23 protein-coding genes are annotated in these 20,895 nt (G+C 45.8%); 9 read left to right on the top strand and 14 right to left on the bottom strand.

What is annotated here, in order from left to right:
- Nucleotides 1-52: 52 nt before the first annotated feature.
- Nucleotides 53-298 (top strand): GlsB/YeaQ/YmgE family stress response membrane protein, encoded by a 246-nt coding sequence (locus tag NST16_RS19625; protein WP_010332356.1) that lies wholly within the window; start codon nucleotides 53-55, stop codon nucleotides 296-298.
- A 62-nt stretch (nucleotides 299-360) separates the two neighbouring features.
- Here NST16_RS19625 and galT read toward each other — a convergent pair whose 3' ends face one another.
- The 4 genes from galT to NST16_RS19605 form a co-directional block, all read right to left on the bottom strand.
- Nucleotides 361-1,902, bottom strand: a complete 1,542-nt coding sequence (gene galT, locus NST16_RS19620) for a UDP-glucose--hexose-1-phosphate uridylyltransferase (protein WP_340888165.1) — start codon at nucleotides 1,900-1,902, stop codon at nucleotides 361-363.
- Nucleotides 1,903-1,905: 3 nt separating this feature from the next.
- The gene (locus NST16_RS19615) at nucleotides 1,906-3,078 is read right to left on the bottom strand and encodes a galactokinase (RefSeq protein WP_268504342.1); all 1,173 of its coding nucleotides are present in this window, start codon (nucleotides 3,076-3,078) and stop codon (nucleotides 1,906-1,908) included.
- 82 nt (nucleotides 3,079-3,160) lie between these two features.
- Nucleotides 3,161-3,544: a GtrA family protein gene (locus NST16_RS19610; protein WP_340888438.1), complete on the bottom strand. Its 384-nt coding sequence runs from the start codon at nucleotides 3,542-3,544 to the stop codon at nucleotides 3,161-3,163.
- 17 nt (nucleotides 3,545-3,561) lie between these two features.
- Nucleotides 3,562-4,233 (bottom strand): TetR/AcrR family transcriptional regulator, encoded by a 672-nt coding sequence (locus NST16_RS19605; protein ID WP_340888162.1) that lies wholly within the window; start codon nucleotides 4,231-4,233, stop codon nucleotides 3,562-3,564.
- Nucleotides 4,234-4,585: 352 nt separating this feature from the next.
- On the opposite strand from NST16_RS19605, the gene slrA reads away from it, so the two are divergent.
- The 3 genes from slrA to NST16_RS19590 all read left to right on the top strand — a co-directional run bounded on the left by slrA (nucleotide 4,586) and on the right by NST16_RS19590 (nucleotide 7,018).
- Nucleotides 4,586-4,744 carry a transcriptional regulator SlrA gene (gene slrA, locus NST16_RS19600; protein WP_010332361.1) on the top strand — a complete coding sequence of 53 codons (159 nt, stop codon included), beginning with the start codon at nucleotides 4,586-4,588 and terminating at the stop codon, nucleotides 4,742-4,744.
- Nucleotides 4,745-5,165: 421 nt separating this feature from the next.
- On the top strand, nucleotides 5,166-5,480 hold the full coding sequence (locus tag NST16_RS19595) for a DUF485 domain-containing protein (protein WP_268444667.1): 315 nt from the start codon (nucleotides 5,166-5,168) through the stop codon (nucleotides 5,478-5,480).
- Nucleotides 5,477-7,018, top strand: a complete 1,542-nt coding sequence (locus NST16_RS19590) for a solute symporter family protein (RefSeq protein WP_059335200.1) — start codon at nucleotides 5,477-5,479, stop codon at nucleotides 7,016-7,018. The genes NST16_RS19595 and NST16_RS19590 overlap by 4 nt, the downstream gene beginning before the upstream one ends.
- A gap of 44 nt (nucleotides 7,019-7,062) precedes the next feature.
- Here the strand turns inward: NST16_RS19590 and NST16_RS19585 are convergent, their stop codons facing one another.
- From NST16_RS19585 to cidR, 7 genes are all read right to left on the bottom strand, one after another.
- Nucleotides 7,063-7,665: a DsbA family oxidoreductase gene (locus tag NST16_RS19585; RefSeq protein WP_340888155.1), complete on the bottom strand. Its 603-nt coding sequence runs from the start codon at nucleotides 7,663-7,665 to the stop codon at nucleotides 7,063-7,065.
- Nucleotides 7,666-7,753: 88 nt separating this feature from the next.
- On the bottom strand, nucleotides 7,754-9,004 hold the full coding sequence (gene efeB / locus NST16_RS19580; RefSeq protein ID WP_340888153.1) for an iron uptake transporter deferrochelatase/peroxidase subunit: 1,251 nt from the start codon (nucleotides 9,002-9,004) through the stop codon (nucleotides 7,754-7,756).
- A gap of 18 nt (nucleotides 9,005-9,022) precedes the next feature.
- The gene (gene efeO, locus NST16_RS19575) at nucleotides 9,023-10,180 is read right to left on the bottom strand and encodes an iron uptake system protein EfeO (RefSeq protein ID WP_326191443.1); all 1,158 of its coding nucleotides are present in this window, start codon (nucleotides 10,178-10,180) and stop codon (nucleotides 9,023-9,025) included.
- A complete protein-coding gene (locus tag NST16_RS19570; protein WP_340888149.1) occupies nucleotides 10,177-11,622 on the bottom strand; it encodes an FTR1 family protein in 1,446 nt (481 codons plus the stop codon). Before NST16_RS19570 ends, efeO begins: the two co-directional genes overlap by 4 nt.
- 155 nt (nucleotides 11,623-11,777) lie before the next feature.
- Nucleotides 11,778-12,446 (bottom strand): thiamine phosphate synthase, encoded by a 669-nt coding sequence (gene thiE, locus NST16_RS19565; protein ID WP_168749060.1) that lies wholly within the window; start codon nucleotides 12,444-12,446, stop codon nucleotides 11,778-11,780.
- Nucleotides 12,443-13,261 carry a hydroxyethylthiazole kinase gene (gene thiM / locus NST16_RS19560; protein WP_168749061.1) on the bottom strand — a complete coding sequence of 273 codons (819 nt, stop codon included), beginning with the start codon at nucleotides 13,259-13,261 and terminating at the stop codon, nucleotides 12,443-12,445. The genes thiE and thiM overlap by 4 nt, the downstream gene beginning before the upstream one ends.
- A 7-nt stretch (nucleotides 13,262-13,268) precedes the next feature.
- Nucleotides 13,269-14,177, bottom strand: coding sequence for a cidABC operon transcriptional activator CidR (cidR, locus tag NST16_RS19555; protein ID WP_340888147.1), 909 nt, complete (start codon nucleotides 14,175-14,177; stop codon nucleotides 13,269-13,271).
- Between the two features lie 105 nt (nucleotides 14,178-14,282).
- Here cidR and NST16_RS19550 point away from each other — a divergent pair, with 105 nt between their 5' ends.
- The 4 genes from NST16_RS19550 to NST16_RS19535 all read left to right on the top strand — a co-directional run bounded on the left by NST16_RS19550 (nucleotide 14,283) and on the right by NST16_RS19535 (nucleotide 16,868).
- The gene (locus tag NST16_RS19550; RefSeq protein ID WP_003227375.1) at nucleotides 14,283-14,669 is read left to right on the top strand and encodes a CidA/LrgA family holin-like protein; all 387 of its coding nucleotides are present in this window, start codon (nucleotides 14,283-14,285) and stop codon (nucleotides 14,667-14,669) included.
- Nucleotides 14,651-15,328: a CidB/LrgB family autolysis modulator gene (locus NST16_RS19545; RefSeq protein WP_010332371.1), complete on the top strand. Its 678-nt coding sequence runs from the start codon at nucleotides 14,651-14,653 to the stop codon at nucleotides 15,326-15,328. The genes NST16_RS19550 and NST16_RS19545 overlap by 19 nt, the downstream gene beginning before the upstream one ends.
- A gap of 105 nt (nucleotides 15,329-15,433) precedes the next feature.
- The gene (locus NST16_RS19540; protein WP_340888145.1) at nucleotides 15,434-16,636 is read left to right on the top strand and encodes an MFS transporter; all 1,203 of its coding nucleotides are present in this window, start codon (nucleotides 15,434-15,436) and stop codon (nucleotides 16,634-16,636) included.
- Between the two features lie 34 nt (nucleotides 16,637-16,670).
- Entirely contained in the window at nucleotides 16,671-16,868 is a 198-nt protein-coding gene (locus tag NST16_RS19535; RefSeq protein WP_010332373.1) for a YwbE family protein, read from the top strand.
- A 34-nt stretch (nucleotides 16,869-16,902) separates the two neighbouring features.
- On the opposite strand, the gene NST16_RS19530 is transcribed toward NST16_RS19535, so the two are convergent.
- Nucleotides 16,903-18,090, bottom strand: a complete 1,188-nt coding sequence (locus NST16_RS19530) for a class I SAM-dependent rRNA methyltransferase (RefSeq protein ID WP_268448007.1) — start codon at nucleotides 18,088-18,090, stop codon at nucleotides 16,903-16,905.
- Between the two features lie 121 nt (nucleotides 18,091-18,211).
- Here NST16_RS19530 and glxA point away from each other — a divergent pair, with 121 nt between their 5' ends.
- Nucleotides 18,212-18,592 (top strand): glyoxalase GlxA, encoded by a 381-nt coding sequence (glxA, locus tag NST16_RS19525; RefSeq protein ID WP_010332375.1) that lies wholly within the window; start codon nucleotides 18,212-18,214, stop codon nucleotides 18,590-18,592.
- Between the two features lie 38 nt (nucleotides 18,593-18,630).
- Here glxA and NST16_RS19520 read toward each other — a convergent pair whose 3' ends face one another.
- Together NST16_RS19520 and celB are read right to left on the bottom strand one after the other, a co-directional pair.
- Complete coding sequence (locus NST16_RS19520; RefSeq protein WP_340888142.1) at nucleotides 18,631-19,308, bottom strand: DUF2711 family protein; 678 nt, start codon at nucleotides 19,306-19,308, stop codon at nucleotides 18,631-18,633.
- A gap of 87 nt (nucleotides 19,309-19,395) precedes the next feature.
- Nucleotides 19,396-20,730, bottom strand: a complete 1,335-nt coding sequence (gene celB / locus NST16_RS19515; protein ID WP_168749073.1) for a PTS cellobiose transporter subunit IIC — start codon at nucleotides 20,728-20,730, stop codon at nucleotides 19,396-19,398.
- Between the last annotated feature and the right edge of the window lie 165 nt (nucleotides 20,731-20,895).

Raw genomic sequence — 20,895 nt, 5'->3', positions numbered from 1 at the left:
AAAAAGGAGGAATGATATAAGCAAATAAATCTAAAATAGGATGTGTTGCATGATGAGTTTCATAATTTCACTTATCGTAGCTATTATTATCGGATGGGTTGGTAGCCTGTTTGTAAAAGGAGATATGCCCGGAGGAATTATCGGGTCGATGATCGCAGGTCTTATTGGTGCCTGGATCGGGCACGGGCTGCTTGGAACATGGGGACCGCATCTTGCCGGATTTGCCATTATCCCGGCAATTATCGGTTCAGCAATTGTTGTCTTTCTCGTAAGCCTCTTAGCAAGAAAAAGAGGATAGAAACAACAGAGCCCAAAGCGTGAGCGTTTTGGGCTCTTTTTTAATAGGAAAAAGCCTCTTCCTTAACGGTTGAGGCTTTTTCCTTGTTTGACGCCTAAAGAATGGATAAACCTGTTGAAGGCCTGTTTTCCTTCGGGTGTCTGTTTAAATACGCCGGCATGTTCAAGAATGCGTGCGAATACATGACCAAGCTCTTCTTTTATGACCTGTTCCGCATTCCCTTTTGTTATGGTTCTTCTTTCCATCAGACGAAGAGCCCAATCTTTATGTTTAGCGGTCAGCTCATTATCTTCCAATGCTGTTTTCGGATCAGCAGAGCACATTGCCGCTTCCGTTGCTTTCATTTCTTCCTGTAAACGGCCCGGCAATATTGCTAAGCCCATGACCTCAATCAGGCCGATATTTTCTTTTTTGATATGATGAACCTCTTGATGAGGATGAAAGATTCCTAATGGATGCTCCTCATCCGTCCGATTGTTTCTCAGCACGATGTCGAGTTCATATGAGCCTCCCCTGCGTCTTGCAATCGGCGTGACCGTATTGTGCGGCGTATCCCCTGTGAAGGCGGCTATGCCGGCTTTTTCATCAGAATATTGCTGCCATGTACGGAATATATGGTTCGCTGCGTCAGCGACTCTATCTGGATCTTCTCCCTGGAGCCTGAGCACAGACATTGGCCATTTCACTAAGCCCAGCGACACACCGGGATGACCCATCAATTCATATCTTTCCTCCATTTCGGCACGCGCCATCGGAAAATCGTGCGCCCCGCCTTGAAAATGGTCGTGGCTTAGGATGCTGCCCCCGACAATCGGCAGGTCTGCGTTTGATCCGATAAAATAATGCGGATATTGCCCGAGGAATGAGAGCAGTCTTTCAAACGTTTTTTTGCTGATCTCCATCGGTTCATGCTCACCCTTTAAAACGATGCAATGCTCCGGATAATACACGTATGGCGAGAATTGCAAATACCATTGCTCGTCTCTGAGAATAACAGGAATGATTCTGTGATTCTGCCGGGCCGGATGGTTCACACTTCCCTCAAAGCCGACATTTTCCTTACAAAGCACACAAGGCGGATAATTCGTCTGCGTCTGTTCTTTGGCAGCCGCAATCGCTTTCGGATCCTTTTCGGGCTTTGACAGGTTGATTGTTATTTCCAGCTCGCCATATTCGGTAGGCACCGTCCAATGAACGTTTTTGGCAATTCTGTCAGACCTAATATAATAGACATCCTCTGCATATTGATAAAACTCTTTTGTCGCCTGTTTCGGTCCGTATAACGCCTTTGTCTCTTCAAACTTGCGGATGACCTCAGAGGGAGGCGGGACAAAACAGCCCATCAGCTTCGCACTGAGCAAATCTCGATAGGTGTCTGTATTTGCTTCTATGCGGCCGGTTTCTGCTGCCCACTCGTAAATAGGAGAAAGCAAGTCAGGAAGACGCTGGCTCTGCTTAATAGGTGTGCTTGAGACCGGCTGGGGATGTTTGATATCCAGCGCTTCATAAAGTCGGTTTCTCGTATATTCCTGATCCCAGATCGATATCAGTTTTCGTTCCAGCCCATACTCGATCAGCTGTTCCAGATGTTCAAAAATGCTCATGTGTCACTCCCCCTTTAGTTCTCTCGCTCCTTCACCAATATCAGCGACATAAAAATCAGCTTTGAGGCCTGTTTTTTCTTGATACCTGTCTCCAACCTTTTGGATAAAGTCATCAACAAATTCATCCTTTACAATACTGATTGTGCAGCCGCCGAATCCCGCTCCCGTCATTCTTGAGCCGATCACTCCTTCTTGCTCCCACGCCGCAAATACGAGCTCATCAAGTTCCGGACATGTCACCTCATAATCATCCTTTAATGAAAGGTGGGATTCCTTCATTAACCGCCCGATTTCGCGAATGTTGTTTTCTTTAAACATGTCGGCTGTCTTGATGGCGCGGTGGTTTTCATATACGGCGTGCTTTGCGCGGCGTCTGTTCGTTTCATTTCGGATCAGGTCAGAGCATGCGTCGAAATCAGAAGGCTTGATGTCGCCAAGTGATGTAATGTCGAGCTCCTTTTGCAGATCCAGCAATGCGTCGCTGCACTCTTGGCGTCTCGCATTATAGCTTGAGTCCGCCAATGTCCTTTTTTTGTTCGTGTTCGCAATAACCAGCGCAAGCCCGGAGACATCGAGTTTACTATATTCATAGTCCAGCGTATCGCAGTTCAGAAGCATCGCATGATGTTCTTTCCCCATCCCAATTGCGAATTGATCCATAATTCCGCAATTGACCCCGATAAATGTGTTTTCCGCATGCTGTGCCATTTTGACAAGCTCCAGCGCATCGAGTTGAGGATGAAAATAGCTTTGGAGCACGACCGCCATCAGCAGCTCAATGGAAGCGGAAGACGAGAGCCCTGCCCCGTTTGGAATATTCCCTGAAAACACGATGTCAAAGCCATTCGGAATCGAATAGCCCCTTTGTTGAAATTCATATATGACGCCTTTCGGATAATTGGCCCAGTCGTCTTCTTTTTGATAACGGATGCCGTCAAGACTGCATTCCTTTATGCCGGCTTCCTGAAAGTTGTCCGAATACATCCTGACCAGCCCGTCATTTCTTTCTGCAACAGCAGCATATGTACCCATTGTCAGCGCGCACGGAAACACGTGCCCGCCGTTATAATCCGTATGTTCTCCAATCAGATTCACTCTTCCCGGTGCGAAAAAAAAACGCAATCCCTCTTTTTCTCCGAATACACTTGCAAATATCCCCTTCAATTCTTCCCGCATGTGCATCACCTTTCATGGTTTTTATTTTTTGTTTCCCGGTCTTTCTGTAACGAAAACGGAAGATCATATGCTGCCGCCCCTGTCATACCCCTTCTTCTTTTGTCTTTTTAAAAACGAGCCATTTGCTTGCGACATAGTTGACGACAACAATCACCGCATTATCGAGTATTTTGGCCAGCGTTTCATTGGTATGGAACTGTCCCACAAGGAGGATCATCATGCCAAGGTCTATGCCGAGGGACAGCAGCCGGACGCTGAAAAAGGCAGTGAGCTCTTTCAGCAGGCTTTGCAGGTCATCTGTTTTCTGCTGAAACACATATATTTTATTTGTTATGTAAGCAAACAGCACAGACAAAATCCAAGCAGCTACTGTTGCAGCTTTATAATCCACATTCATGATCTCTACCAATATATAAAAGCTGGCGATATTCACGATTGTCGTGAAAACCCCCATAATGATATACATAATCAATTCTCTATACTTCACTGATGTTCCTCGCTTTCTGAAAAACTTTTCAAATTTCTTAGCTTTGCGTATTCGCGGTTAAAAGAAACAAAAACGGAAAGCGCGTCAAAAAAGCTGCGGAATGTGGCCGGATGGCCCAATACACGCGATTGTTTGATGATTCCGTCAAGCACCGCACATATTATTTTAGCCGTATATTCCGGATCAATACTGTCGTCAACCAGCTTTCTCTCCTTCAGCCAATTAATATATGACGTATTTTCTTCCACCCACAATTCGTACAGCCCCACATAAGCCTTGCATTTTTGTACAACTTTAAAGGTCGGCATATTCATTGCAAACGAGGTGATGTCCCACGATGGTTTATTTTTGTAGTAAGAATACAGCAGCTCTGCGGCATGTTTTGCAGCGTCATGAAGAGTCAGCGGTTTGGCAGATGTCCGCTCGATTTCATCCAGGTAGCCGATGATAATCTGTTTTTTCATTTGATGATTTTTGAAGATATGCTGCAGGAAGTCTTCCATGTTGTCAAAATGAACATAAAATGCGCCTTTACTGTACCCGGCAGCTCTGCTGATTTCTTCCACAGACACAGGGTCATATGCTCGGTCAATCAATAAATTCAGGCCAGCCTCTATAAACCTTTCAAATGTTTGCTCTCTTTTAATTTGAAATTTGTTTTTTTTCATATTTTTCTCCAGCCGTATGATTACCCTTATCTTACACCGGATCAATCTTTTGCGGTATTTATTTCTTTCCAAAGGTATGCTATTCGGTTGTGGAGGGGTCATATTTAATAGGCAATACGATTTATTTTCATTTACATACTATCCAGTCAGTATTTAATTGTTTATTATTATAAATAAGGCCCATTGGTTATATTAGTCATTTTTTTAGGGAATAGGTAGGTGATTCTTCCTTCAGTTTGTGAACACCGAGCAACTATGTGTGAAATTTGTTGTACTCGCCTCATCATCACACCGGCTTGCCTTTTATTGCCTGGATGTTGCAGGAAAACATTTTATACAATTGGAGGTTACTATGAAAACTCAAGTTAAAAAAGATTTGGACAAAGATTGGCATATGTTGATTCAAGAAGCTAGATCCATTGGATTGGGCATTCATGATGTGAGGCAGTTTTTAGAATCTGAAACAGCGATGAGAAAAACCAATCACAAAAAGGCCGTCCGCCAAGACTAATCCGGACAGGCGGATCTTTTACCTCTGGCTTTTCTATCATCTGATCTGAGTTTTCACCATTTCCTCTATTCGATAGCTTATATACTGTGGGATTTTGAGGACAAACGGTGTTTCAGCCTAAAATATGACAGACAGCTGGTGATGCGGTCACCTCTTGGCACACGCATTGTCATAAAGAGGTGATGCGAGCATAAAACCGGACTTTAGAAAAAAGGGCAGCTTTGCATAAGCTGCATTTGGTGAGGTTTTGATAGCAAACAGCTGGAAAACCTTCGCCCGTTTTATACCCCCGCGTCTAATCTTCACGTTTCCTGCTTTTTTCATCCCCTTTATGATCCTGAAGAATAAATCGGACTTTCTGTACATACCTATTGGTGTACCTTTATGCTTATTTTTCAGCAGGATAATAAGGAGGAAAGCCATGTACAGATCGCAAGCTGATTACCAAAAGATTGCTGGATCTCCGTCTTTTCAAGCCTTTTTGAAGCAGAAACAGGCCTTTATTGTTCCAACTGCGATTTTCTTTTTTGTCTTTTATTTTTCACTCCCTGTTTTAACATCTTATTTCACCTTTTTGAATACTCCGGCAGTCGGTGCTGTTTCATGGGCTTGGCTGTTTGCCATCGCACAATTTGCTATGACCTGGACACTCAGTACGGTGTATTCCCGAAAGGCAGCTCGTTACGACCAATTTGTAAACGCTTTAAAAGAAGAGCTAAAGGGTGAACAGACATGAACCTGACAGCGTTTCTGTTATTTGTAGCGATTGTCGGACTAACGCTTGTGATTACGTATTTTGCCGCGAAACAGACGAAAACGACGAGTGAGTTTTATACGGCCGGCGGCGGGCTCACCGGTGTTCAGAATGGACTGGCAATTGCCGGCGACTATATGTCTGCCGCGTCGTTCCTCGGCATTGCCGGAATGATTGCATTATATGGTTTCGATGGATTTTTTTACAGCATCGGTTTTCTTGTCGCTTATCTCGTTGTCCTCTATATCGTGGCGGAGCCGCTTCGGAATCTCGGAAAGTATACGATGGCGGACATGATTGCGGCGCGTTTTAAAGAAAAGAAGATCCGCGGTGTCGCCGCTCTCAATACCATCGCCATCTCTACCTTTTATATGATCGCTCAGCTCGTGGGAGCAGGGGCGCTGATTAAACTGCTGCTTGGGCTCGATTATACCGCGGCCGTTCTGATTGTCGGAGTGCTCATGACCATTTATGTCGTGTTCGGCGGAATGATCGCGACGAGCTGGGTTCAGATTATTAAAGCCGTTTTGCTGATGGCCGGCACCCTCGTCATCTCAATCATTGTTTTTTCTAAATTTGGTTTTAACCTCAATACAATGTTTGAGCACATGAAAACGGCTACTCCGCTTGGCGCTGATTTTTTAAATCCAGGCAACAAATACAAGGTCCCGCTTGAAACCCTGTCGTTGAATTTGGCACTTGTGCTGGGGACCGCCGGCCTTCCGCACATCTTAATTCGCTTTTATACAGTTAAGGATGCCAAAACTGCCCGGGCATCGGTTGTTTCAGCAACGTGGATCATCGGTGTGTTTTACATTATGACGGTATTTCTCGGATTTGGCGCGGCCGCGTTTGTCGGTTTTGACGCGATTACAGCGGCCGATCCAGCGGGAAACATGGCGGCGCCGCTTCTGGCAAAAGCACTCGGAGGGGATTTCCTGTTCGCGTTTGTATCAGCCATCGCCTTTGCCACGATTTTGGCAGTGGTGACAGGCTTGGTGCTTTCTGCCGCTTCAGCGTTTGCCCATGATATCTACAGCCAGATTATCAGAAAAGGAGAAGCAACTGAGAAAGAACAGATGAAAGCGGCTAGATGGGCATCTGTAGCCGTGTCAGTGCTGTCTATCATTCTTGCGATTTTTGCACAATCCTTAAATGTCGCATTTCTTGTCGCATTGGCATTTGCCGTTGCCGCCAGCGCAAACCTTCCGCTGATTGTGTTTACTGTGTTTTGGAAAAGATTTAATGCCTCAGGCGCATTATGGGGCAGCCTGACTGGGCTGATCAGTGCTCTTGTCCTCGTGTCGATGAGCCCGAGTGTGTGGGACCCGGCCGGAGGTGCTATTTTTGTAGGCGAGCCGCTCATCCCGCTTTCTAATCCGGGCATCATTTCGATTCCGCTAGGTTTCCTCGGTGCGTGGCTTGGAACGCTTCTGTCTTCCGATAAAACTGCTCATGAAGATACATTTGCGGAAATACAGGTGAAGGCACATACCGGGATTCATATGGATCAGGATTAAAAAAGGCTCTCTAAACAGATTTTTGTTTAGAGAGCTTTCTTAGGTTACGTTTTTTGTTGTTCTTGAGAAATCGCGTTTTCAAATACTTCCTTGCAGGCTGCTCCTGGAATCACGGTGTCGCCGATGACAAAGGTTGGTACGGCTGTAATGTCAGCTTCTTCATAGGCGTGCTTCAGAGCTTGCTGCTGCACGTCCTGATATGTTCTTGCTTCCAGTGCAGCTTTGAACAATGCTCCGTCTAAGCCGACTTCCTCGGCCAGCTTCGTCAAGATATCAATCTCTCCGATGTTTTGGCCCTCTTGGAAAAACGCTGTTAATACACGGGTATTATACTCATGTCCTTTGTTGTATTCTTTGGCAAAGTGAAAGCCTTCAAAAGCCAAGTCTGTATAAGGGTGAGGCGAGACGTTTGGAAATTTGATGTCGACTCCCAATTTCTCCGCCATCGGTCTGATCGAGGTTTGCCACATATATTTCTTGGAAGGATCGTTTACAGGATCAAGCTGCGGTGAAGGACTTGGACGCAATTCAAACGGCATCCACTCGACTTCAACATCCTTTCCTTTTATCGCCTCTTCAAAAGCGGCTTTTCCAATGAAACAAAATGGGCACACGTAATCTGAATAAACTTTAATCTGTACGGTCATGATTGTCTCCTTTCGTATAGGTTGATTTTAAACTGTAACAACAAAAGTTACAACTGTTTTTTAAAAAAGAAGCCTGCATGGCTTCTTTTTACGATTCAAGCAACCGCTGAGCAATATATTCTCCTTTTTTGCACCCGCCGGGGATTGCATATAAAGCAGAACCAATCGTTTGCGTATATTCATTTAACGCATCCTTTGCCGAAAGTGCCTTCAGCATGGGGATGAACTGATTGTCGGGATTTTTTTGAAAGCTGATAAACAGGAGACCCGCATCCATATAGCCGGTTTTCGAGTCAATGCCTTCTGTGTAAGAAAAGGCTCTTCGCAAAATTTGTTTCCCCGTAGATTTCGCAAGGCTGACGTGTGAATTTGACGGGATTTGATTCAGCTTGACAGGGTCTGTTTCTTTTTTTTGGCCAAAAGGTGCCCCTGAGCTTTTTCTGCGGCCGAAAGTATCCTCTTGATCCTTCAGGGAAGAGCGGTCCCAAATTTCAAGGAACATTTTGATTTTCCGAAAAGCCATATAAGTTCCGCCGGTCATCCAGTCAGGCTCGCCGGACTGAATCCACACGATCGAGTTCATCAAGGTGTCATCCTTGGTGCTTTGGTTTCCTGTTCCATCTTTAAACCCAAATAGATTGCGAGGCGTTTCTCCATTTTTGCCTCCGCTTAAAAAGCCTTTGTTTATCAGGCGGACTTCACAGGTGCCCACCGCTTGATTCAATAGGTTTCGCAGTGCGTGAAACGCCACCTGTTCATCATCTGCGCATACTTGGATGCAGATGTCTCCGCCTCCCTGCTTCGCATCGAGATTGTCATTCGGTATAGCCGGAAGGGCAGCAAGGTGTTTCGGTTTCTTGCTTTTCAGTCCGAAGCGATCCTTCCCATCTTTTTCGAAAAAGTCAGGCCCGAAGCCAAATGTAACCGTTAAGTTGGAAGGCGGTAAATCAGCCGATTCACCCGTATCCTGCGGCGGCAGGTATTGATTCTTCTGTTCGCTCGACATTTTTTTGCCTGACGTCAGCATGTGTGTCAGGCTGGTCCAGTTTCTGAATAACGTGATGATATCGCTTTTCTCCTTCGCCGTCACATCAAGCGCGGCAAAATACACGTACGTCTGATGGGCAGTGGTGATTCCGGCCTGATGCTTTCCGTAAAATGGCACAATCTGGTCATCCTCTTTTTCGTCCTTCTTCGATGACTTAGCCGCGGTCTGAACAAGCGGAGCAAGACCGCCGAGGCCGCTGGCGCCAATCGCCACGGCCGCCCCAGCCATCGCTCCCCATTTTAAAATGTCCCGTCTGTGAATTTGTTCTGGCTTTTTTTGTTCATCGCTCATGCTGTTACAAAACTCCTTTTATAGCACATTCGCAATCTTCGACATGGTTTCAGAAAGAGTCGTCAGCTTTGTGCTCAGCTCTCTGATTTGATCTTCACTTAATTTATCATAAGACGTATAGGCCTGATCATTTGTTTTGTATTTTGCCATTAAAACTTCAAATTCACTGAATTCGGTATCCAGCTTTTCCGTCAGGTCAGAGTGGTCTTTTACGAGCGCGCTTTTCACAGTTTGATACACGGCCTCAGAGCCTTCAACATTTGCCATAAGATCGACTAAATCGATTCGTGAGTAGCGCTCCTCTTCACCCGTAATTTTAGAAATACCTGCTTCGTTCAGAAGCTCCATCGCACCCGCCACAATTTGTTCTGGCGTTAATGTCAATGATTCAATCGAACCATCAAGCTCTTTTACATCCTTGACAAGCTGGTCAGCCGTCGCCTTTTCCCCGGAAATATGTTTATCCTTCCAAATGGCTTTCTCAAGCTTGTGGAACCCTGTCCACTTGTCCCCTTCTTCTACATCGTTTTCACGGGCATCAATTTTCGGGTCAAGATCTCCGAGGCTTTCCGCAATCGGTTCAATTCTCTCGTAATAGACACGCGCTTTCGCATATAACGTCTTTGATTTTTCAATATCGCCGGCCTTCACGGCAGCTGTAAATGCTTCAGTCGCCTTCACAAGCTCATCACTCTGCTCTTTGACGTATTCTTTATATTCATCTGCCGCTTTTGCCAGCTGATCGCTTGCCTTTTTGCTGCTCTTCTTCGCTTCTGTCAGGTCTTCTAAGGACGCTTTCAGTGACTCGGATTCTGTCTTGATTTTGTCTGTATTCGGTTTGGCTTTTTGCGCTTCTGTATAGATAGGCTGAAGGTGCTTTTCGATTTCTGTGTATTCGAACGGATAGTCGCTGCGAATATCATTTTCAAAAGAAAGCCAGTAGCTGTTTAATTCTTTCCCCTTCTTTTGAATCTCTTTTTGATCGGCTTTTTCTGCTGATTCATTCAGCTCGGAAATCATGTTCTCCATTTTATTGACCGAAGCCGTGATCTCTTTGCTTACTCCGCTTTTTTCAGATGAAGCTTTTTCTTTAGTTGACGAAGTGTCATTGGCTCCGCATCCTGCACACAGTGCAAGGATGCATCCGGCTGTTACAGCAATCTTTGTGATATTCATTTTGTCAGTTCCTTTCCATTTGTAAAATGTTTTGCCGCTTCTGAGACAAGCGCAATCAGTAAAAATAGTAAAATTAGCAATTGCGGAATCGTACTGTACACGGACGGGTAGATTCCGAGAACGGATACAGACGGAAGCCAGCTTTCTGCGTCAGACGGAAGAATCCCCGCGAGTTGCAGGCTGTGAACGCCTGTTCCAAGAAATTTCACGCACATATACAGGACAACCGCCATTGACAGCAGAAAAAACGGCTTCAATGGAATACGCATTCCGAGCTTTATCATAAGAATACCGACAATGATGAGAACGACAAGGCCCGCGGCTGTCCCGCCGATCAGCTCAGGGAGAGAGAGCTTTCCAACAAGGCCGATGAAAAAGATGACTGTTTCGAGCCCCTCCCTCACGACTGCCAGAAATGCAATGAGCGCAAAGGAAAGCAGGCTTCGTTTTTTCAGCGCCTGTGATTTCTGGATATTGATTTTTTCTCTCCACTTGTCCATCGAGGCGTTCCTATGCAGCCACACCCCGACATACAAAAGCATGACAGCGGACAGCACACCGGTGATTCCGCCTAGCAAGAAATTGTTTTCTCCGAATACCTTCGAGGAGAACAGGAGGGTGACGCCGATTCCGGCTGCTAAGGAAACAAACATGCCGGCTGACGCGCCGCCCCAGATCCAAGCAGAAGAACGGGTGACACGGGCTTTTTTTGTCATGGTCAAAAGCGCCCCGATGACAAGCAGCGCCTCCATTCCTTCTCGAATTGGGATCAATGCCGCGTCCCACCAGCTGTAGCTGCTCGAAGCAATCGGCTCAAGCAATTGAATCATTTCGTCAATTTGCTTTAATACCTGATCGGGATGGCTGTCGATTTCAGCCTTTATGAGTGCCAGATTTTCCTCCGATGTGGTATAGGCTTCTTTGGATTGGGATACGACGTCTCCTTCTACGGCCAGCCAAGATGTGATTAAGTTGTCGATAGCGGCTGACGCCTCATCCAGCTGGTCTTTTTCTATCAATTGTTTTGTTTCTTTTAAGCTTTGAATATAGGCTGTTAAGGACGTCCTTGATTGACCCGAGGATGTCTTTTTCAGCACAACAGCCTGCTGGTAGGTTTCTAAGTGAGAAGAAAGCTCTTCTAGCTGTGTTTCGAGTTTGTTCGCGTCTTGATTAATGAAAGAAAGAGAAATCATAGCGATATTCGAGTCCATTTTGCTGTGGGAAGAAAGATTCTCCTTCTTAATAGATGGTTCTTCCTTTTTCCACGCCGATTTGAAGGTCTCAAATGTTTGCTGTGCGGAATCTATATCTCCATCCTGTACTGATTTGATCATTTGCTTGTTTAATTCAAGCAGGGAAGCAATTGGATCATTTTCCGCATGCACCGCTGAACCGAAAAATATCAACAAGCTGAGTAATATAAGTGCCAGCCCCCGAGCCATCATGTTCCTCCTATAATTGAAAATGATTATCATTATATATCATAATCATAGCCAGTTCCCGCCCTTTGTCAATGAAAATTTGAAGGTCTGAAAACCTTGGCAAAACAGCAAAAAGGCTGCCCTTTACAGGACAGCCTCTTGAAAGCAAAATCGGGTTATCGGCCGGTCTTATATGTGTGAATAACATCGTAAAATTTGCGTGCGGCTTCTTCCGGATCTTCCGTCAGACTGATAGCGCTGATCATACTGACACCGTCAGCCCCCGCTTCAATTACAGGACCGGCATTTTCTATTGTGATACCGCCGATGCCGACAATCGGGATGCTGATGCCTTGACGTCTCACCGCTTCAATGAGAGACACACCCTGCACAGCTCTTGTATCCTTTTTCGTTTCCGTCGGGTAGATCGGCCCGAGACCGACATAATCTGCCCCATCTTCCTCGGCTTGCTTTACCTCAGACATCGTATGGGCGGACACGCCAAGGATCATATCGCCAATGGCGTCACGTACTTCTTTTGCTTTCGCATCCTCTTGGCCGATGTGCACACCGTCTGCCTTCAGCTTCAGTGCCAGCTCCACATCATCATTGACAATGAAAGGGACTCCGGCTTCACGGCATGCCGCCTGAACCTTTGCGGCGAAGTCAATCCGTTCCTCCCCTGTCAGTGCGCCTTCGCCCTTTTCGCGAAACTGGTACAGAGTGGCACCGCCTTTTAATGCGTTTTGTACAACTGCCAGAGGATCGGCTTTTGTATTGTTTGAACCCATAATAAAGTAAACAGATAATAGCTCTTTCATCATTTCCCGAGAAATACGTGTCATGAGACTGTCACCCTTTCTATTGTCGCTAACTCTGATACATCTTGTTCAGAGACAGAAGACAGCTTGTTCAGCAATTCAATCTGAAAGCTCCCCGGACCTTTGTCAGCTGTCTGCTGCGCGGCAAGCTGAGCCGCAACACCATATGAGGAAATCGCAGCGATGGCAGCGAATAACGGATTTTTTTCCACTGCACAAAACGCACCGACTACTGAAGTCAGAAGACATCCGGCGCCTGTCACCTTCGTCAGCAGCTTGTGGCCGTTATGAAGAGTGTATACGTTAGATGCGTCGGCAATTACGTCGACTTCCCCAGTAATCGCAATGACCGTGTTCAGTTTTTGCGCCGCCTGTTGAGCCAGACGGACAGTGTCGCCTCCGCCTTCACCGGCATCGACTCCTTTAATCATCCAATCCGCAACACCCACGGTATGTGCAATTTCAGCGGCATTTCCTCTGATTGCAGAGAGGCGCACCTCACGTATAATCTCACGTGCCGATTCAGTGCGGAACGGTGTGGCACCAGCCCCCACGGGATCAAGAATGACGGGTACGCCATGTTCATTCGCTGATTTACCCGCAATGATCATAGCTTCGACGGTTTCCTTGCTTAGCGTTCCAATATTTAAAACGAGCGCGCCCGCGATTTTCGCCATGTCGGCGACCTCTTCTTTCGCATAAGCCATTACGGGTGATGCACCGAGGGCGAGCAGACCGTTCGCTGTAAAATTCGTCACCACATTGTTTGTAATGCTGTGCACCAGAGGGCTATGCTTCCGGACGGCTGTTAGTCGTTTTGCTGCTGATTGTGCATCCATGTTAGCATCATCCTTTACTCTCTCTTTTTTTCGGATTCCATAAATACGATTTCGTATGTTCAAGCCAGGCTCTTGCCGCAAAGGACAAATAGCGGTCCTTTCTCCATATAATCGCAAGATGCCAAGGGATGACCGGATCGACAAGCGGAATGACTTTGACCTTTTCCGGGTCAAGGCCGAGACATATGCGTTCCGGCAAAAGTCCGATCCCCAGGTTGGCTGACACCATCTCACTGATAAAATCCCATTGTGAGGTTTCGTAAATGATGTGAGGTCTGAACCCGGCCTTGATACATTCCATCATAATTCGATTGTGGAGAACAAAATCCTCCCTGAAGAAAATAAAAGGTTCTTCCTTCAAATCCTGCAATCGGCTCTCTTTCTCATCCGCCAGCCGGTGGGAAGGGTGTACGACCAGCATTAATGTTTCTTTTACGATCGTAAATGAATGAAAAATGTCTTCGTTTGCGGGAAGAACAACAACGCCAATGTCAAGAGAACCGTCTCCAACGCCTTCTTGGACTTTGATAGAGCCGTCCTCAACGAGCTGAAAGGTCACATTCGGATAATTTTCCCGAAAATCGCCGAGCACTCGCGGGAAAAATCCTGATCCGATCATCGGCGGCAGCCCGATTCGCACATGGCCTTTCTTGACCTCCATAATATCATTTAACTCGGATGTCAGGTTTTGAAATGATTTAATAATTTCCTGCGCCTGCACATACATGCTATGGCCGGCGTCCGTCAGCTCCACCTGCCTGCCATTTCGGTAAAAAAGCTCGATCCCAAGCTCAGCTTCTAAATTTTTGATCATTTTCGATATCGTCGGCTGAGAAACATAAAGTGATTGAGATGCCTTCGTAAAACTTTTCAGTCGGGCGACCTCCAGAAAATATGTTAAATGGCGAATGTCCATTTGTTTCACCCTTTCTATAGACAAAAGGAATACTTATTATGCTTAATATATATTTTACCTATAGCGTAACCTCATGTACAATATGAATATAAGGGAGGCATCAAAATGAAAAAACTGTTGCTTACCGTTATTCAAATCGCTCTGTTATTTATATTCGCTCGGCTGATCAATTGGGTGACAGCCCTTCTTCATATAAATATTCCCGGCAGTATAATTGGGATTGTGATTCTTTTCACATTATTACACTTTAACATCATCAAGCTTGAATGGATAGAGCTTGGCGCGGCGTGGCTTCTTGGGGAGCTGCTTTTATTTTTTATTCCGTCTGCCGTCGGAGTGATTGAATACGGAGACATTATGTCAAAATTCGGTGTCAGCATTTTGCTTGTTGTCATCATCAGCACGTTTGTCGTGATGGTGTCCACAGGAACGCTTACACAACTTATTGCAAAAAGAAAGGAGAAAAAACATACGTGTTCATCGGAATTGTAAGTTTGTTATTAACGGTTTTGGTGTATTTAGGAGCAAAAAAAGTATATTCGCGTTTTCCGCGAGTCTATACGTCGCCGCTATTGGTGACGCCCGCTGTGTTAGTCGGTCTGCTGCTGCTGGTGAATGTCCCGTACGAGACATATAATCTCGGCGGTGAAGTGCTGACCGATATGCTTCAGCCGGCTACCGTGGCATTTGCGATCCCGCTTTATAAATATTTCCCTGTTTTAAAGAAATACGCAGTGGAAATTATTTTGAACGTCGCCTTCGGCTCATGCATCGCGATTATTTCTACAGCTCTTATTGCGAAATGGCTTCACCTCGGAACTGGCTTGATTGACAGCCTCGTTCCAAGATCAGTGACAACGCCGATCGCCATGAACGTATCTGAAATGATTGGCGGAATGCCTGCGGTCACAGCCATATTTGTCATTTTGACCGCTTTGTTCGGCACCGTCATCGGCCCGATAGTCATCCGCTATTTCCGCATTGATAACGAAATTGCGCGAGGCGTGCTTCTCGGCACAAGCGCACATGGAGCGGGAACGTCTAAAGCATTTGAGCTCAGCTCTGTGTCCGGCACGATTTCCAGTGTGTCGATGATCTTAGCTGCGATTATGACGCTTTGCGCGGCGCCGTTTTTACTTTCATTTATGTAAGAAAAAACTGTCCTGGCAAGGGCAGTTTTTTTTATGTCTCCTTCCATTGAAAAGCTGAGAAATTACAATATAATGTAATTTGTGGATACCAAAGGAGGCACCCCCATGCACAACTTGCAGGTGAAACGGCACTACGCAGCGTTAAAAGGATTTTATTTGTTTGCTTTCCTGGGCACAGGCAGTATCATTCCGCTGCTCAGCATGTATTTAACAAAGGAACAGCATGTAAGCGGCTCACAAGTCGGCTTGATTATGTCACTCGGCCCGATTGTGATGATCTTTTTCCAGCCGTTTTGGGGTATGCTGAGCGATTATACGCAAAAAACAAAAAGCCTGCTTGCGGTTTGCACCTCAGTAACGGGTGTAATCGGGCTCGGCTATATCTTATTTGAAAGCTTTCCGCTGTTTATTCTGGTTGCAGCCTGTTTTGCAGCCTTTCAGAGCACTATCATTCCATTGTCAGACAGCATTTCTTTACGCTACACACAACAAACAAACGGAAACTACGGCGGAATCCGCCTGTTTGGTTCTCTCGGCTTCGGCATTGCGGTGTTTGTCATGGGACAGGTGACGAATCAGCTGTACCCCATTCACGTCATTTTTATCTTTGGCTGTGCCTTTCTGTGCATGGCAGCCATATTGGCCTCACAAATGCCGGGACAGCAGAAAGCCAAAACAAAGATCAATATCCGCAAAGGGTTCCGGGAGCTGATCAGCAACAAACCTTTCCTCATCTTTATGATCATCACCTTTACGTCATTTGCACCAAATTTAGCAAACAATACATACTTCAGTCTGTTTCTCGACAAAAGCGGCGCGTCTCTTTCCGCCATTGGCCTTTTATTTTTTATCGGAGTGATCTCAGAGATTCCGTTTATGAGGTTTGCGCAGAAATTCATAGATAAAATGGGATTGCTCACTGTCATTATGCTGTCAGGCGGCGTTTCATTATTCAGGTGGATGCTTTACTTCACAGAGCCTTCGTTATGGATTATTTATGCGACGGTATGTCTCCAAGGCGTTTCCATTGGTTTATTTATTCCGGCGGCGCTGCAATACGTCAAAAAAATTACCCCAAGCCACGTGGAGGCGACAGCGCTAACCATGTACGCCGCCATCGGCAACGGATTCGGCAACTGGTTCTGTACGTTTGTTGGCGGATACATTTTTGACTACGTTTCCATTTTCGCAGTCTATCTGCTCTTCGCCATTCTTAGCATAGCAGGCGCAGGGCTGACATTATATTTAATAAAAGCAGAAAAAAATAAACATTCGCTTCATCAGACGGCTGTTACTTTTAAACCATAACGACTATAATGAATAAAAAGGAAGGAAGTGTGCTATGAACGGGCAAGAACGGAGCAGCATTTCTAAAGGATTGCAGGTAGATATTGTATTGAAAGCGGATCAAAAAACAGGAAAACTGACGCGAGGCACAGTGAAGGATATTTTAACGAAATCTAGCTATCATCCGCACGGCATTAAAGTCCGTCTTGAAGATGGCCGTATCGGACGCGTCCAGCAGATCATTTCTACATAAAAAGCTGCCCCTGAACCGGGCAGCTTTTCTCTTTTTATTTTTTCTGCAGAAAGACAACTTTTAAGTAATTGCCTTCTGGATATGCCGATATCGTTTTGAAGTCCTCCGGCAATGTAAATTCCTCTATAATCGTATAGCTTTCATTTGTTTCTTTGAACGCGGCATCGATAAAGCCTTTGAATTTCTTCATTCCGAAGGCGCTGCTGTTTGTAGAGGCGACAATGATGCCCTTGTCGGCTGTAATGGCAATCGTTTCCTTCAGCAGATTTTTATAATCCTTGGCCGCGCTGAAGGTGCGTTTTTTTGTGCGGGCAAAGGATGGCGGGTCGAGAACAATCAGATCAAAGCGCAGATCCTTTTTCGCCGCATATGAGAAGTATTTAAAAACATCCATCACTTTAATATCGTGCGCCGCGTAATCCAGCTTGTTCACGCTGAATTGCTCGATCGTTTTGGCCAGGCTTCGATTTGCCACGTCCACGCTTGTTGTTTTCTCCGCTCCGCCAAGCGCTGCCGCCACTGAGAACGCACCTGTATAAGAAAACGTGTTTAAGACGTTTTTTCCACTGGCATAGCGGTCTCTGATCGCTTTGCGCACATGTCTTTGATCTAAAAAGATGCCTGTCATAGCGCCTTCGTTTAAATCAACCGCGTATTGTATCCCGTTTTCTTGAATGATGATCGGGAACTCGCCTCTTTCTCCCTTCACGAAGTCATCATCCTCGACATATTGTCCAGCCGTATCGAAGCGTTTCTTTTCGTAAATCGCTTTATATTCAATATCCAGTTCATCCAGAGCGGCAATCAGCGTTTCTTTAAAGGTGTAAATGCCTTTGCTGTACCATTGGAGCAGCAGGTACCCGTCATAATAATCAACAGTGACGCCGCCGATGCCGTCGCCCTCCCCGTTGAAGAGTCGGAAAGCCGTTGTATCAGGCGCCGCGAAAAGACTTGCACGCGCTTGTACCGCTTTTGTTAATTTGCTGAGGAAAAATGTTTGGTCGATATGTTCATTTTTATTGCGTGTGAGCGTCCAGCCGACCCCTTTGTTTTGCAGGCCGTAATAGCCCCTTGCGAGAAACTCGCCGCTTTCAGACACGACATCAATGAGGTCGCCTTCTTTGACGTGCCCCGCACTGCCGGTGAGGGCTTCCTTTTCGATCAGCGGATAGCCTTTTTTGATTTTTGCAGCGTGTGCTTTCTTTAGGGTGAGTAGCTTCATATATGTTCGTCCTCTTTCTGTTTGCTTTTTCTTATCGTACCACAAAACGCCAAGATGTCTGCATTGACAGAAAGGAAAGGTTTTTCTACGATAGACAAAAAGAGTTTCTAGGAGGAACAGCATGGCAAAACGAATTGACCATACAGGCATTATGGTAAGAGATATTAACGCGTCTATTTCATTTTATGAAGAGGTTCTCGGCATGAAATTGAAAGACCGCATCACTCATACGAACGGTATTATCGAGCTTGCTTTTCTTGGCTTTGAAGATGGTCCGGAAACAGAAATCGAACTGATTCAAGGCTACAGCAGCGAGCTTCCCGCCGAAGGTAAAGTGCATCACATTGCCCTGCTGACTGATGACATCGCGGCCGAATATACAAAAGCGGAAAGAATGAATGCGAAATTTATCGACGAAGAGATTACAACACTTCCAAACGGGTATCGTTATTTTTATATCGAAGGCCCTGACGGCGAGTGGATTGAGTTCTTTCAGCGGTAAAAATCAAAGAACGTACATTTTTCATGTACGTTCTTTGTTTATCTATACCAACTGATATACGTTGATTCATCGCAAAACATGGCTTCCCAGCCCATACCCTGAACCATGTCATGAATCTTTTCATCTTTCGCAAGAAAAACATTTATGAATGAGTCGTATACACTCATAAACACAAAATCCATTTTCTCATCAGTCAACATGAGCTCTGCGGCGGCTTCATCAAGAACCATCCGCAAGTTAGCCTCAGTTGTGTCCAAAAAGCCGCTGTTTTCCACAATTGGTTCTGAGTAATAAAACCGATTGGACCCGTTGTAACGAAGCACTTTTACCAAACCGGGAATATGAAAATTTGAAATATGGTCCTCACTAGGATAAAAGAGATCTCCTTTTAAGTTCGTATGTAAACGTTCAGCTAAATCCTCTCTCGCGTACTCATCCCTTAAAGCAAATATCGATGTCTTCAAAGCCAGCCCCAGCTCTGCATGTGTTTGGAATCCGCATGAAGACATGATTTCTTTCCATGTAACTGCTTTTCCTTTTTCCCTTACTTCTTGATCATTTGGATAAATTTGCTCATACTCATTTTTTCTCTTAGCTTTTTCCCACCCTTCAGGCATTTGAATAAAAGGAGAAAATAAAATAGCAGCTGATGTATATTCAACTGGTAGTTGTTTCAAGATTGGTGATTCGTCATCTAACCATATGTATTCTAGCATGCGCACCTCCTTTACATATTCTAACATTCACCTATAGTTGAAAGAAGATCATCAGCCCTTTAGCAGCTGATGATCTATAACATTACATCAAGACATATTTTTATCCCCGGATTCAACCGCACTCTCTTCCTTCCATTTTTGATGATCCCAAATTCTGAAAAACGGATAGTAGATAGCACATGTAATGAGCAGGTTCACCAGCTGCATGACGGCGCCCGATACTTTTCCGCCTGTCGCCAGGTACCCTGAAATGATCGGCGGCATGGTCCATGGCACGGCAATCCCGGCGGGCCTTGCCACCAGTCCGGTGCTCATGCCAATATAAGTGGCGGTAATGGTGAGGAGCGGGGCTATAATGAACGGAACGATAAGGAGCGGGTTCATCACAATCGGCATGCCGAAAATGATCGGCTCGTTGATGTTAAAGAGCGCGGGCCCGATGCCTAAGCGGCCGAGCTGCTTCATCTGTTTGCTCCGGGACCGCACAAGCATAGTGAGTACAAGTGCCAGCGTTGCCCCGCTTCCGCCGACATTAATCCAAATTTGAAAAAACTGAGTCGTAAAAATGCTCGGCAGCGCCTCGCCCGCTTGAAACGCGAGACGGTTTGCATCCATGGCGCCATACCAAATCGGCGCCATAATACCGCCGATGATCGAAGCGCCGTGAATGCCGCACGACCAAAGCAGCATTTGCACGAATTCGGCGATCAGACTCCCGCCGAGGCTGCCGCCAAGGATGGAAAGCGGTGTGCCGAGCAGGTCTCCGACAACATTGTGCAGGCTTTCAAAAGGTGTCATTTCAACCAAAAGACGCGCCAGCCATATAAGAAATACGATGATAAAGCCGGGAATCAGCGCGACAAATGATTTGCTTACTGCCGGCGGCACGCCGTCAGGCATGTTAAACACAATATTTTTTTGAATGATGTACCGATAGACTTCAGTTGAAAACAAGGCGATGATCATGGCGACAAACAGTCCCTTGCTGCCGAGCAATGTGATGGGAATTCCGCCTCCGACCATGATTGATTCTGTTGAGCCATCCGGCGTAAAAGGCACCTCAAACGGCGTTGCCAATAAGAAGGCTGCAATTGAAATCGCTCCGGCCGACAGCGCATCAACACCGTAGCTTTCCGCCAGACGATAGGCGATCCCGAAAGCCGCAATCATTGCCATAATATCGAATGAAGCATTGACAGGATAGCCGAGCTTATCCGCCCACTGTTCTCCAAACACACTTGCCATAAAATCAGCATAACCGGGAATCGGCAGGCTGGTTAAAATCAAAAAGACTGAACCGATAATAATCAGCGGCATGGTCAAAACAATTCCGTCACGCAATGCGCTGAGATGCCGCTGACCGGCAATTTTCCCAGCGACAGGCATGATTTTTTCTTCCATCACCCGAGTGAACGCGCTCATCTGAAAAGCCCCCTTTTCTCATTGCTTTGTGAACAACCTTTGCAATGTTTTCTTTATCTTATTTTGAAAACGCTTACAAATTCATGCGGAAAATTTCCTCTTCCTGCGGAAAAAATCTGAATTCTTCTGAGCCATCCTATCAATGAAAAAATTTTTCCTTCTTAC

The organism is Bacillus sp. FSL K6-1005, from assembly GCF_038000225.1.
In the GTDB taxonomy this organism is placed as follows: Bacteria; Bacillota; Bacilli; order Bacillales; family Bacillaceae; genus Bacillus; species Bacillus mojavensis.
This window is presented reverse-complemented; position numbering and strand designations above follow the sequence as displayed.

Bases quoted from the DNA above. Each gene is read 5' to 3' on its own strand.
- NST16_RS19625 (WP_010332356.1), top strand. From the start codon at position 53: ATGAGTTTCATAATTTCACTTATCGTAGCTATTATTATCGGATGGGTT.
- galT (WP_340888165.1), bottom strand. From the start codon at position 1,902: ATGAGCATTTTTGAACATCTGGAACAGCTGATCGAGTATGGGCTGGAA.
- NST16_RS19615 (WP_268504342.1), bottom strand. From the start codon at position 3,078: ATGCGGGAAGAATTGAAGGGGATATTTGCAAGTGTATTCGGAGAAAAA.
- NST16_RS19610 (WP_340888438.1), bottom strand. From the start codon at position 3,544: ATGTATATCATTATGGGGGTTTTCACGACAATCGTGAATATCGCCAGC.
- NST16_RS19605 (WP_340888162.1), bottom strand. From the start codon at position 4,233: ATGAAAAAAAACAAATTTCAAATTAAAAGAGAGCAAACATTTGAAAGG.
- slrA (WP_010332361.1), top strand. From the start codon at position 4,586: ATGAAAACTCAAGTTAAAAAAGATTTGGACAAAGATTGGCATATGTTG.
- NST16_RS19595 (WP_268444667.1), top strand. From the start codon at position 5,166: ATGTACAGATCGCAAGCTGATTACCAAAAGATTGCTGGATCTCCGTCT.
- NST16_RS19590 (WP_059335200.1), top strand. From the start codon at position 5,477: ATGAACCTGACAGCGTTTCTGTTATTTGTAGCGATTGTCGGACTAACG.
- NST16_RS19585 (WP_340888155.1), bottom strand. From the start codon at position 7,665: ATGACCGTACAGATTAAAGTTTATTCAGATTACGTGTGCCCATTTTGT.
- efeB (WP_340888153.1), bottom strand. From the start codon at position 9,004: ATGAGCGATGAACAAAAAAAGCCAGAACAAATTCACAGACGGGACATT.
- efeO (WP_326191443.1), bottom strand. From the start codon at position 10,180: ATGAATATCACAAAGATTGCTGTAACAGCCGGATGCATCCTTGCACTG.
- NST16_RS19570 (WP_340888149.1), bottom strand. From the start codon at position 11,622: ATGGCTCGGGGGCTGGCACTTATATTACTCAGCTTGTTGATATTTTTC.
- thiE (WP_168749060.1), bottom strand. From the start codon at position 12,446: ATGACACGTATTTCTCGGGAAATGATGAAAGAGCTATTATCTGTTTAC.
- thiM (WP_168749061.1), bottom strand. From the start codon at position 13,261: ATGGATGCACAATCAGCAGCAAAACGACTAACAGCCGTCCGGAAGCAT.
- cidR (WP_340888147.1), bottom strand. From the start codon at position 14,177: ATGGACATTCGCCATTTAACATATTTTCTGGAGGTCGCCCGACTGAAA.
- NST16_RS19550 (WP_003227375.1), top strand. From the start codon at position 14,283: ATGAAAAAACTGTTGCTTACCGTTATTCAAATCGCTCTGTTATTTATA.
- NST16_RS19540 (WP_340888145.1), top strand. From the start codon at position 15,434: ATGCACAACTTGCAGGTGAAACGGCACTACGCAGCGTTAAAAGGATTT.
- NST16_RS19535 (WP_010332373.1), top strand. From the start codon at position 16,671: ATGAACGGGCAAGAACGGAGCAGCATTTCTAAAGGATTGCAGGTAGAT.
- NST16_RS19530 (WP_268448007.1), bottom strand. From the start codon at position 18,090: ATGAAGCTACTCACCCTAAAGAAAGCACACGCTGCAAAAATCAAAAAA.
- glxA (WP_010332375.1), top strand. From the start codon at position 18,212: ATGGCAAAACGAATTGACCATACAGGCATTATGGTAAGAGATATTAAC.
- NST16_RS19520 (WP_340888142.1), bottom strand. From the start codon at position 19,308: ATGCTAGAATACATATGGTTAGATGACGAATCACCAATCTTGAAACAA.
- celB (WP_168749073.1), bottom strand. From the start codon at position 20,730: ATGAGCGCGTTCACTCGGGTGATGGAAGAAAAAATCATGCCTGTCGCT.